At 50.0% G+C, this 12,035-nt stretch carries 10 protein-coding genes and 1 other annotated feature; of the genes, 2 read left to right on the top strand and 8 right to left on the bottom strand.

Annotated features, from left to right (window positions below):
* Positions 1–62: 62 nt before the first annotated feature.
* From V2546_RS10005 to metG, 7 genes are all read right to left on the bottom strand, one after another.
* Positions 63–1,049, bottom strand: coding sequence for a diaminopimelate dehydrogenase (locus V2546_RS10005; RefSeq protein ID WP_015553985.1), 987 nt, complete (start codon positions 1,047–1,049; stop codon positions 63–65).
* Positions 1,050–1,426: 377 nt separating this feature from the next.
* Positions 1,427–2,740 carry an MATE family efflux transporter gene (locus tag V2546_RS10000; RefSeq protein ID WP_117503785.1) on the bottom strand — a complete coding sequence of 438 codons (1,314 nt, stop codon included), beginning with the start codon at positions 2,738–2,740 and terminating at the stop codon, positions 1,427–1,429.
* A 102-nt stretch (positions 2,741–2,842) separates the two neighbouring features.
* Positions 2,843–3,535 carry an L-2-amino-thiazoline-4-carboxylic acid hydrolase gene (locus tag V2546_RS09995; protein ID WP_329752228.1) on the bottom strand — a complete coding sequence of 231 codons (693 nt, stop codon included), beginning with the start codon at positions 3,533–3,535 and terminating at the stop codon, positions 2,843–2,845.
* Positions 3,536–3,654: 119 nt separating this feature from the next.
* Positions 3,655–4,521 carry a 16S rRNA (adenine(1518)-N(6)/adenine(1519)-N(6))-dimethyltransferase RsmA gene (gene rsmA / locus V2546_RS09990; RefSeq protein ID WP_329752227.1) on the bottom strand — a complete coding sequence of 289 codons (867 nt, stop codon included), beginning with the start codon at positions 4,519–4,521 and terminating at the stop codon, positions 3,655–3,657.
* 123 nt (positions 4,522–4,644) lie between these two features.
* Positions 4,645–5,421: a TatD family hydrolase gene (locus tag V2546_RS09985; RefSeq protein WP_329752226.1), complete on the bottom strand. Its 777-nt coding sequence runs from the start codon at positions 5,419–5,421 to the stop codon at positions 4,645–4,647.
* Positions 5,422–5,503: 82 nt separating this feature from the next.
* The gene (locus tag V2546_RS09980) at positions 5,504–6,292 is read right to left on the bottom strand and encodes a TraX family protein (RefSeq protein ID WP_329752225.1); all 789 of its coding nucleotides are present in this window, start codon (positions 6,290–6,292) and stop codon (positions 5,504–5,506) included.
* On the bottom strand, positions 6,293–8,269 hold the full coding sequence (gene metG / locus V2546_RS09975; RefSeq protein ID WP_118298234.1) for a methionine--tRNA ligase: 1,977 nt from the start codon (positions 8,267–8,269) through the stop codon (positions 6,293–6,295).
* Positions 8,270–8,450: 181 nt separating this feature from the next.
* Positions 8,451–8,695 (bottom strand) — a binding site (T-box leader).
* A 167-nt stretch (positions 8,696–8,862) separates the two neighbouring features.
* Here metG and V2546_RS09970 point away from each other — a divergent pair.
* Positions 8,863–10,581, top strand: coding sequence for a DUF2156 domain-containing protein (locus V2546_RS09970; RefSeq protein WP_329752224.1), 1,719 nt, complete (start codon positions 8,863–8,865; stop codon positions 10,579–10,581).
* On the top strand, positions 10,569–11,444 hold the full coding sequence (locus V2546_RS09965; RefSeq protein WP_118532198.1) for an alpha/beta fold hydrolase: 876 nt from the start codon (positions 10,569–10,571) through the stop codon (positions 11,442–11,444). The genes V2546_RS09970 and V2546_RS09965 overlap by 13 nt, the downstream gene beginning before the upstream one ends.
* Positions 11,445–11,516: 72 nt before the next feature.
* Here the strand turns inward: V2546_RS09965 and V2546_RS09960 are convergent, their stop codons facing one another.
* Positions 11,517–11,996 carry an acyl-CoA thioesterase gene (locus V2546_RS09960; protein ID WP_329752223.1) on the bottom strand — a complete coding sequence of 160 codons (480 nt, stop codon included), beginning with the start codon at positions 11,994–11,996 and terminating at the stop codon, positions 11,517–11,519.
* Positions 11,997–12,035 lie beyond the last annotated feature (39 nt).

Here is a 12,035-nt window from a genome sequence, read left to right as displayed (position 1 = left end):
GGGCGGAGGTATGATTGATCAAAGGCCGGCTCTTTCGCCGCCTTTAAAGGTTCTTTTTATGATTACAGGAGATTCTTTCTGAGTTCCTCGCCGCTCTTTGCGGAAAGGTATGCCGGCGGAATGTCAAGAATGGTCTTGCATCCGCTCATTCCCTCCTGTTTCATGCGGAATGCGGCGCGGGCACAGCAAACGATCACGGAGGAAGTGAACTCCGGGTTGGAATCCAGTTTCAGACGATACTCAATCACATGTGTATTCTCCTGATTCCATCCGGTCTTTCCGTTTCTGATCACGAAACCGCCGTGCGGGAGTGTAGAGTGGTCGCGCTTCATCTCTTCCTCGCTGATGAAATGAACCGTTGTATCATAGTCGGAGAAGTAGTTCGGCATCGTTACGATCTCTTTTTCGATGCGTGCAAGATCAGCACCCTCTTCAGCAACAACATAGCACTCTCTTGTGTGTTTCTCTCTCGTTGTGAGCTCCGGAGTCTCGCCGTTTCTGATTCTCTCCAGTACACTCTCAACCGGGACTGTATACTGTCTTGCGTCCTTCACGCCATCAATGCGGCGGATCGCGTCGGAATGCCCCTGGCTTACACCTTTGCCCCAGAATGTATAGTCTTTACCATCCGGGAGAATTGCATTTGCGTATACACGATTTAAGGAGAACATACCCGGATCCCAGCCTGCGGAGATCACTGCTACATTTCCTGCTTCCTTTGCCGCTGCATCGACAGCTGCAAAATGCTCCGGAATTCTCGCGTGTGTGTCAAAGCTGTCCACTACGGTGAAATATTTCGCATACTCCGGTGTCTGCACCGGAAGATCTGTCGCACTTCCGCCGCAAAGGATCAGGACATCGATCTTATCTGTCATATGTTTCGCTTCGTCCGCATGGTAAACCTTTGCGCCTTCGGTCAGGATTCTCACATTTTTCGGATCTCTTCTTGTAAATACTGCCGCAAGCTCCATATCCGGATTCTGTTTGATGGCGCACTCAACGCCGCGTCCAAGATTTCCATAACCCATAATTCCGATTCTGATCGTCATATTGTTCTCCTCTTCTTTCTTTATTTAATGTCGCTATCTCCATTTTACCAATAGGCCGTTATAGTGTCAATTGAAATAAGTTTAACGAATTTATCTCCTGTTTCTTCCAGATACACCTGCAAAACCTGCCACCGGAAGGTTCTTCTGGGAACGCGGCAATGAAAAAAGAAACAACGGAATCCGAAATCCTTTTTCTCAAAGATCCCTGAGTCCGTTGTTTACATATTTTGTAACTATTCAGTACCTTCATAGTTACACGCAAAAATCCATTCCAGATCAGCTTCGCTGATGGGATTTTTGCCCTCCAGCCTATGTTTTCTTACGGTCAGCGCAGCAAGTGCGCAGACCTACTGAACAGTTACCATATTTTTTTTATATTAATGTTTTTCCCTTTTCATAAGCACAAACGCAACGCCCGCCGTGATGAACTCTGATACAGTCACCGTAAGCCAGATTCCGTCTACGCCAAAGAGTGCCGGGAGAAGGAATACGAACACGCTGTTTAAGATCACGCCGCGGAGCAGTGTGATCGTTAAAGAAAACCGCGGTCTCACAGTAGACTGGAAATACATTCCGCTGATGATGTTCCACTCACTGACTAAGAAGCAGAGGAAATACAGCCGGATCGCCGGGACCGCCATTGTGAGGATCTCCGGTGTCGGGTCCAGAAACAGATAGGACAACTGTACCGGGATCAGCATGCCGATCGCAGTGAATATGAAGCCTGCGGCAAATCCGGTCCGGACTCCCAGTTTTCTCGCCTCGCCGACTCTCTTCAGGTTTCCCGCGCCAAAGTTTGCGGAGAGCAGCGGCTGTACTGCCTGAGCGATACCGTTAGAAATGGACGATGCCACAAGCGCGGTGTTCGTGATGATTCCATAGACCGTGATTCCCATCTCTCCCACGTAAGCGAGAAGCTGGCGGTTAAACAGCAGCATCACGAAGCCGTTGGAAATCTCCAGAATAAAGCTTGCGAGCCCATTTCCGAGCACCTCCGGCACCCGTCTCCACACATCGCTAAATTCCAGCTTCAAGTGGTTATCTTTCGAGAAAAAATGGCTTGCGAGGATCAGCACAGTGAGTGTCGTTCCGGTGGCTGTCGCCAGCGCCGCACCTCCCATTCCCCATTTCATGATAAAAATGTATACATAATCCAGGATCACATTGGTGACGCCTCCACTAATCACGCCCGCCATGGCAAGCTTCGGCGCACCGTCATTTCGGACGAATGCCTGAAGGAATGAAGACAGGGCAAACATGGGAGCCGCTGTTGTGAGCACAGTTCCGTAAGGCACGGTGTATTCATTTAAGAGTGGGGTATTTCCCATAAAAGTAATCAGAGGGTTGAAAAAGATTCTTCCCAATATCAGAAAGACTGCTGACAGAGCAAGCACCACACAGAGTGCCGCCGTAAAATAACTTCTGGCGCGTTTTTCATCGCCGCGTCCTCTGGAAAACCCAAAGAGAACGCTGCCGCCGACTCCGCACATCATTCCGATCCCGAAATATGTGTTGTAGAGCGGCAGTAAAATATTCATCGCCGCAATACCGGAACCACCGACTCCGCGTCCGATCATCATCGTGTCCGCCAGAATATAAATGGAGGTCACGAGTGTTGCGCTGATGGACGGCACCAGGTAACTGAAAAATACCTGGCGGACCGGGGATTCCAGCATATTGATCTGTTTCATAAGTGTTGCTCCTCAATATTCTTCAAAATGTATTTCGATATACCTTGTTCTTCTTTCTAACAGCAATATTTCAGCAGCTCTTTTTGCAAAGCTGCTGATTTCTTAGTCTGCGATGTTAAAATTCGTCCTTGCATATCCTGCCAGCGTGTCTGCCATCTTTTTTCCATACTCTGCGGCAAAATCATCAAGGACTCTTTCAGCGATCTGTTTCCCCTCTTCCCCGAAGATTGCTTCACAGACTTCCCGGTATGCCCAGTAGGAGTGAGCGCAGTGGTACTCGAAAGATCTGAGGCTTGCCGGATTTTTTGCCATATTGGACTCCGGCGTCAAACCAGCGTTCCGGATCGTCTGTATACAATAATCATGGTCATGGAGTGTCTGGGAGACCTCATAGCGAATCTCCGGGTTGAAACCTCGGGAAATGGACGCATCCAGGTCCTTACAATAGAGAAGCCCCGCTTCCGGGAGTCCCATATTCTTAAACTGGGTGTGCCACGGACAGACATGGATGTGGATCTGAAAGTCCGGGCTTAAGCTTGTCGTCTCGGACTGGTTTCCGAGTCCTTGTGCTTTCACCTCTTCCGTGTTGACCCATTCACCGTACTGGCAGTATGTCTCATAAGTCAGAGGTTTTCCGTCCCGGATCGCCCGCTGTGCCATCCGACGTCCACGCTGTTCGCCGTAATATCGGGTGGCATGCAAAAATGCCGCCTCGCCGCGGTCACCGAAGATTTCCTTCAGGTAAACATAATATTTTGCCGCGATAAACGCGTGTGACAGTTCTGTAAATCCCATAATGCTTCCTCCCGTCCTATATTCTATTCTTCTGCTTCACCATAGCGCTCTGGCTTGTATACAAAGTCCATGCTGCGGACAGACTCTTTTTCCCGCATGACCAGATATCCGCGTGCTTCTTATTTCATCTCTCCAAGAATATCAGACAACTGCGCGAACTGTGCAAGGCTTAACGCCTCGCCGCGGATCGTCGGAGTGAGTCCCATCTCTGTGATCGCTACCGCGATCTGTTCCTTTGTATACGGAAGTTCAGGCGCATTTCCGAGACCGTTCTGCAGCGTCTTTCTTCTCTGATTGAAGGACGCGCGGATGATCTTGAACATCAGGGCAGGATCCTTCACCTCAACCGGCATCTCCTTATGTCTTGTAAGCCGGATCACCGCTGATCCCACATTCGGGCGCGGGATAAAGCAGTTCGGCGGTACGTTCGCTACGATCTCCGGCTCCGCGTAATACTGGACAGCCAGGGACAGAGCGCCGTAATCCTTAGACCCCGGTCCTTCCTTCATGCGGTCCGCAACTTCCTTCTGGACCATGACGGTAATATTGTCGATCGGCACTCCGCTCTCAAAGAGCCCCATGATGATTGGGGTCGTGATATAGTACGGTAGGTTCGCAACGACCTTGATCGGCTTTCCGCCGTTGTATTCCTCGGCCAGTGCCTTGATATCGACTCTTAAGATATCCTCGTTGATGACGGTCACGTTGTCGTAGTCCGCCAGTGTCTCCTTTAAGATGGGGATCAGGTTCCGGTCGATCTCGACAGCGACCACATGACCGGCATTTTCTGCCAGATACTGGGTCATGGTTCCGATTCCAGGTCCGATCTCAAGAACGCAGTCATCCTTTGTGATTCCCGCCGCGGAGATGATCTTCTCCAGTACATGGGTGTCGATCAGGAAGTTCTGGCCGAACTTCTTCTGAAACATGAATTCATACTTCTGTATGATTTCTATGGTATTCTTTGGGTTTCCCAGATTCGCCATTTATTTCTCTCTTTCTATTTTGGACTGCGCTTTTGCGCAGGTACTTTTGTTGCATGAGTTGCATCTTGTATACAAAATCCGGTAAATGCGTTCCGCTGCTGCGGTACTATTGTCCCGAAAATTCTACTCCGTGATCCGGTACATCTCCCTCGCGTTTTTCGTTGTCTCCCGGATGATCTCTTCCGCGGAAACGCCCTTGATCTCCGCCAGCTTTTCCACCACATACGGAAGATTTCCGGAGAAATTTCGTTTTCCCCGGTTTGGCACCGGAGCCAGATACGGGCAGTCCGTTTCCAAAACGATCCGGTCGAGCGGCGCATATTCTGCCACTTCGATCAGTTTTTTCGCGTTTTTAAAGGTCAGCACTCCGCCGATCCCGATATAATATCCCATATTCAGGTATTCTCTCGCCATCTCCACTCCGTAGGAAAAGCAGTGGATCACGCCGCCGGTGGCACCGTTGTGTTCCACCTTCATAATATCTAACGTGTCCTTCGCCGCGTCCCGGCTGTGGATGATCACCGGGAGTCCCGTCTTCTTTGCGACCTCAAGCTGCGCCGAAAGCCAGTGTTTCTGGATCTCCCGTTCCGGCTCGTCCCAGTAGTAGTCAAGACCGATCTCACCGATCGCCACAACCTTCGGGTTTTCTGCCAGAGATTCCAGCCATTTCATATCCGCATCCGTAAGCTCCGCCGTCTCGTTCGGATGTACGCCCACCGCCGCATACATGAAGGGATGCGCCTCGGCCAGTGCCAGCGTTGTCTTTGTTGACGCGATGCTCGCTCCGACATTCACAACGGTTCCGATTCCCTGTTCTTTCAGTCCCGTGAGCACTTCCTCCCGGTCCGCGTCAAATGCCTCATCGTCGTAATGGGCATGTGTGTCAAAAATATAGTCCATTCTTTCTGTCCTCAAGTCATATGTCGTTTTCTTTTTCATCCGGAGCCGGCATCCGTAAGACTTTTTTGCACCATCTCATTTTCTACAGTCCCACAGCCATCTTGATTCCCCAGATCACCAGCAGATGCAGCGGATAAAACAGATAGAAAATCCTTCCGTTCCCACCGCCTTTTTCTCCATTGTAACGGTTTATCAGGAAAATTGCAACGCAAGCCGCAGCGCCATAGAAATCCATATACATACAAAATAAAAACACAATGCAGACAGCCGTGCGAAACTGTGGTTCCGTGCGCAATGTATACAATATAACGATCAACAGCACGCCCATAAACCCATAATCCGTCTTCAGATAATAGGCTCCCAGTCCGAAAGGAACCGCCGCCAGAACCCGGATATACCGCTCATATTCCAACGGAAATCTCCTCTGGCCTACCGCCTTCCTGCCGCTATCTCCTGTTTTTTCCCGGTTTCCGTATGACACTCCAGATCCGGTCCCACAGATCAGATCTCCAGCCCAGACTGCCAGAAGTCCCAGAAGTAATGTGCACACCGTATTCTGATCCGCCGGAAAAAGCCATGTTCCCCCCGCCACAAGATCAAAGGGGATCTCCGAAATAACCGCCAGCAGAAGCAGCCTCAGCGCATACCTTCTCCGGTCCCGCGTATGCGCTGCGCCCTCTGCGATCATAAACGCAAAGAGAGGAAAAGCCACACGCCCCACAAGGCGCATGGCTATCCCACAGAGACTCCAGGCAGCGCCCGAAGCCAGTTCTGACTGTTCAATAAGCCCAACGGCAGCATGGTCGATGACCATGCTGACCAGGGCAATGTTTTTTATCTGTTCCGCCGAAAAGCAAAAGCGCACTTTCACTTAGCAGACCTCAGAACCGGACTTGATATCCTTTGCCGGTGTCATTAATGCGAGGTTGCCCTCATCATCCTCTGCGCAGAGGATCATTCCTTCCGATAACATGCCTGCGAGCTTCGCCGGTTTTAAGTTCGTAACGACCATAACCTTTCTGCCGACCATATCTTCCGGTTTATACCATGCCTTGATTCCGCTTAAGATCTGTCTTGTCTCAGAACCGATCTTAACCTGGGAGCAAAGTAATTTTTTGGACTTCGGAACCTCTTCACACTTCACGATCTCACCGATCTGGAACTGAAGCTTTGCGAAATCATCATATGTGATCTCCGGCTTCTTCTCAACGTCCATGCCCGGCTTCTCTTCTTCCTTCTTCTCTTCCTGTTTCTCTGCTGCGGCTGCTGCCTTCATGGCCTCAACCTTCTCCATAACGTCCTTGATGTCCATACGGGCAAACAGGATCTCCGGCTTCTCTGTAACCTTGTTTCCATTCGGGTACAGACCGAAGGTATTCATGTTCTCCAGCGATCTCTTCTCTGTGTTTAACTGAGCGAGGATCTTCTCAGAAGTTTCCGGCATGAAGGAGAATAACAGGGACGCACCGATGGTGATCGCCTCTGTGAGATTGTAAAGAACGGTTGCAAGACGGTCCTTCTTTGCCTCGTCCTTTGCGAGTGTCCACGGAGTTGTCTCATCGATATATTTGTTGCTGCGGCGGAAGATATTGAAGATCTCTGTGATCGCGTCTGCAACGCGGAGCTTGTTCATCTTCTCGTCTACTTTCTTGACCGTCTCAAGAACGGTTGCCTTTAACTCTTCATCCACCGGCTCTGCAACGCCCTTGTTCTCGACAATTCCGCCAAAATATTTATTTGTCATGGAAACGGTACGGTTTACAAGGTTTCCAAGGATGTTGGCAAGGTCAGAGTTCATGCGCTCAACCATAAGATCCCAGGAGATCACGCCATCGTTCTCAAACGGCATCTCATGAAGTACGAAGTAGCGGACTGCATCTACACCGAAGAAGTCAACGAGCGTATCTGCATAGAGTACGTTTCCTTTGGACTTACTCATCTTGCCATCGCCCTGTAACAGCCACGGATGTCCGAATACCTGCTTCGGAAGCGGAAGGCCGAGAGCCATTAAGAAGATCGGCCAGTAAATGGTATGGAAGCGGATAATATCTTTACCGATCAGGTGAAGGTCTGCCGGCCAGTATTTCTTAAACTTCTCGTCGCTGTTTCCGTCACAGTCATATCCGATTCCCGTGATATAGTTGGTCAGCGCGTCAAGCCATACATAGGTAACGTGCTTCGGATCAAAAGTGACCGGAATTCCCCACTTGAAGGAGGTTCTGGATACGCAAAGATCCTGAAGTCCCGGAAGCAGGAAGTTGTTCATCATCTCGTTCTTTCTGGATACCGGCTGGATAAACTCCGGATGCTCGTTGATATATTCGATGAGCTTCGGAGCATATTTACTCATGCGGAAGAAATATGCCTCTTCCTTTGCCGGCTGTACCGGACGTCCGCAGTCCGGGCATTTTCCGTCAACGACCTGGGACGGAGTCCAGAAGGACTCACACGGTGTGCAGTAAAGTCCCTCATAATGTCCTTTGTAGATATCGCCCTGATCATATAATTTCTTGAAGATCTTCTGGACCTGTTTCTCATGGTAATCATCTGTGGTACGGATGAATTTATCATAGGAAGTGTTCATGAGGTCCCAGATCTCCTTGATCTGTCCTGCTACGTTGTCAACGAACTCCTTCGGAGTTACGCCTGCGTCCGCAGCCTTTAACTCGATCTTCTGACCGTGCTCGTCGGTTCCTGTCTGGAAGTAAACGTCATAGCCCTGTTCTCTCTTGTAGCGTGCGATCGCGTCTGCTAATACGATCTCATAAGTGTTTCCGATATGCGGTTTGCCGGATGTATAGGCGATCGCTGTGGAAATGTAGTATGGTTTCTTACAGTTTGTACACATGGATTGATTCCTCCTGTTTTTTTATCTCTTTTTACGGCTCTTCTCCTGCCGGTTATCTGCTCACAAAATACAGCTTTTTCTGTATCTTTCAGGCATAAATGGCACACAGGACGTTTTCTGCGCTGGGGACGTTTTCTGCCGCGTTATGTGCCGCAATGCATAAAAAAAGCCCGTCTTTATTATTAAAGACGAGTCCCCCCGTGTTACCACTTTAAATTCGGCGATGCCTCACGGTCATCGCCCTCACCGGCTGTCACCAAACAGCCTGACGCGCTAACGGGCGCTTCCGGCACAGGCTAAACGGAGATTTTCTTTTCACCTGCACAGCTCCGGGACCATCTTCCGCCGACTCTTCGCTCCCCTTTCGCACCAGCCGGGGTCTCTGAAAACTTCCTTTCGGCGTACTCTTCCCTTCCAAGCTTTTTCCATATGATGTCTTTAGTCTATCCTGTTCAAATAAATTTGTCAAGGCATCCCGTCGGTTTCCGCGGGAACTTTACTTCCTTTAGTTGATTTTTCACACAAAAAAGACTACACTTTGTGTTACCATAAAACAGATCGTATTCATGATTTTTGCTTCGGAGGAATGACTTATGAATGAATCACAAAAAAGACTGGATGAAAAACGGCAGCTCCGGATCCGTCTGGAGAACATCTCGATCGTTCTGCTCGCCGTATTTTCTTTTTTCCTGTTTCTGCTGACTTTTTTCCCGTTTTCAAGGATCTCCCAGTCCATGCAGGCCTCTTTTGAGATGGGGCGCATGGTCCAGCGTGCCTTTTCCATTGTTCTTTTCGTGCTGTCGCTGCAGTTATGGAAGAGAAAGCGGAATGCATGGATGATCGCGATGGGGATCTTCACACTCAACTTTCTGCGCGGTCTCATCGGGATGGGACATCCGCTGCACAACGGAGTCATGATCTTTGACCTCGTTCTGTTTCTTCTGTTTTTTGCCCTGCGGAAGGATTTCTGTATCCCGGCCGGACGCGAGAACCGGAAGCAGACCGTAACACTTGCTTTTCTTGCCATTGCAGGTGTCCTGATCAATGTCGGGATCACCTGGCATTACATGCAGGTTGGAACCGCTGCCGGATCCTCCGTCTCCTTTGCGGACAGTTTCGCCCAGGGCATCGGCATGATCTTCGGAATGGGCAATCTTCCTGCTTCCATGGCAGACCGTCATGGAACAGAATTTGTCCTTTTCTGGTTCAGCTGGGGCTGCATCCTCGCCGCCATCCTCTGCGCACTGCGTCCATGGCTTCAGAAACAAGCTCATGGAGCCCAGGAGATCCAGCATGCCAGAACACTTTTAAACCTGTACAGCCAGAATCCATGTTCCTACCTGGCGTTGGAAGATGACAAATGTCTGTATTTCGGGCATTCTGTTGACGGAGTTCTGCCTTATGGGACCGTCGGCGATACCATCGTTGTAAACGGCGATCCGGTCTGTAAGGATGAAGATTTTCCTGCACTTCTCGCTGAGTTCCGCGAGTTCTGCCAGAACAGTGCCCACAATATTTTCTTTCTCGGTCTGACCGACTACTACCTGTCGGAATATGAAAAGCAGGGATTCGGTCTCGTAAAAAGCGGGGAGGAAGCGCGGTTTAAGCTTTCTGACTATGAGATCAGCGGCAAGAAGGGCGCCAAGATGCGCATGAACATCAACCATGCGACAAAAGCCGGCGTCACGGTCCACGAATACAAAGTGCTGGAGAAACGGGATCCTGATCTCGACCGCGAATTTGACCGGATCACGGACGAATGGCTCGAAGGGAAGAAGAGCGGAATGCTTCAGTTTACGATGGGAACCGTCGGACTCGATGATCCGATGGACAAGCGTTACTTCTACGCCCTGAATTCGGATGGAAAAATGGTTGCCTTTATCGTTTTTGTTCCTTTCCTTGGAAAGAACGGCTACATGGCCGATGTGACGAGACACGGAAAAGATGCGCCGAGCGGTGTCATGGAGACGATCATCTACGAGGCGTTCCAGGTACTTAAAGAAGAGGGGATCGGCTACGGCAGTCTCGGAGTCGCCCCGCTTGCCGGTCTGAACGCAGAGAGTAAAAATCCGATGGAACGCCTGCTCCAGTTTATCTATGACCATTTAAACGCGTGCTACGGTTTCCGGGATCTTTACCGGGCAAAAGAAAAATACAGCCCGACGGAATGGGTTCCGTCTTACTATGCGTACCTTCCGAAATATCCGACGCCGAGCATGCTGTATGCCGCTGTTGAGATCCAGAATCCTCATGGGATACGCGGGTATATTCTCACGCTTTTAAAAGGGGAACTTCACAAATGGAAAAAATGATCTGTCGTCAGGGTATGGCGGATACGCCCAAAGCTTGGATTTATTATAAAGAAAGCGGGCACGGAGTTCCGATCCTGATGCTCCACGGGAACGCGGAGACGCATATGATCTTTGACTTCTACGAGAAAAAATTGTCTGCAAACTACCGGGTGATCCTGATGGACAGCCGTGCCCACGGACGTTCCCGGATCAAGCCAGACAATGCAGATGCTGAGTTTACGACTGCCGATATGGCAAAGGATGCGGCGGCGCTTCTGGATGTTCTCCGGATCCCGTCGTGTATCCTCTTTGGATTCAGTGACGGGGCGAACATCGCACTGGAGTTCGCTTCTCTTTTTCCGGAGCGGACGCTTTCTGTGATCGCTGTCAGCGGAAATATCACGCCTGACGGACTGATCTTTCCCGTCCGGATGTTCTGCATTGGGAAGTATTATTTTTATCGGATCTTGTCCACGCTTTTCCGCACATGTTTTCTTTCACAGAAACGTCCGCGCCGTGTGGACTCACCAGCTTCCCATCCGCAGAAAAAAGGGCATGCATTTGCTGACATGGTCTATTCTCATGTTTTCCGCTGCCAGCAGCTCGCCTCCCTGCTCTGCAACTCGCCGCTGATGACAAAAGAACAGCTGCATGCGATACAGGCGCCGGTCCTTCTTCTTGCGGGGACAAGAGATCTCGTGAAAACCTCCCACTCCCGGCTGATGGCGCGGCTGATCCCGCGTGCGCAGCTCGTCCTTGTGAACGGTGCTACCCATACTTCCATGTTTGGAAGAAAGCAGTTTTATCTGAACGTCATTCTGGACTTTTTGAAAGGGTGCCCGGCAGCGCCTTTCGGATGCATGGCAGCAAAAAAGGACCTTTGATCTGTTTAAGGTCCTTTTTTGTTGGCTGTGTGTTTCACAGTCCTTTATTTATGCGGATATATACGCACTGTTTTAATAATTCTCGATCCGTCTCTGCTTTCTCAGCGCGTTTCTGCGCTCTCCGGCTGCCCATGCAGCTTTTTCTTCCTCGGTTTCCATGATCAGTCCCGGAACGGTTGTCGGATGATCATTCTTGTCGAGTGCTACCATTACAAAATATGCGGTATTTACAAGTTTTCTCGTTCCGTCGAGTGCCTCCACATAGGTATCGACCTGAACCTCCATGGAAGTATGACCCACATAAGTAAGTTTTCCGAATAAGATCAGCGTATCATTCATATACACTGCTTCCTTAAACTGAAGGCTGTCCACAGAAGCCGTTGTCTGGTTGCAATGGGAATGTCTTCTCGCTACAACACCCGCAACGATATCGATCCACTCCATCAGCTGTCCGCCGAAAAGTCGGCCGGCACCGTTGATATGGCTCGCAAGAACGATCTGTGTCTGTTCTACTGCTGATTCTGATACATGACGCATTAATCTTTCACACATAATTCTGTTCCCCTCTCCTCATTCTTAGATGATCCCCGT

It is taken from the genome of Clostridium sp. CM74B_53 (assembly GCF_036318045.1).
In the GTDB taxonomy this organism is placed as follows: Bacteria; Bacillota; Clostridia; order Lachnospirales; family Lachnospiraceae; genus Pilosibacter.
This window is presented reverse-complemented; position numbering and strand designations above follow the sequence as displayed.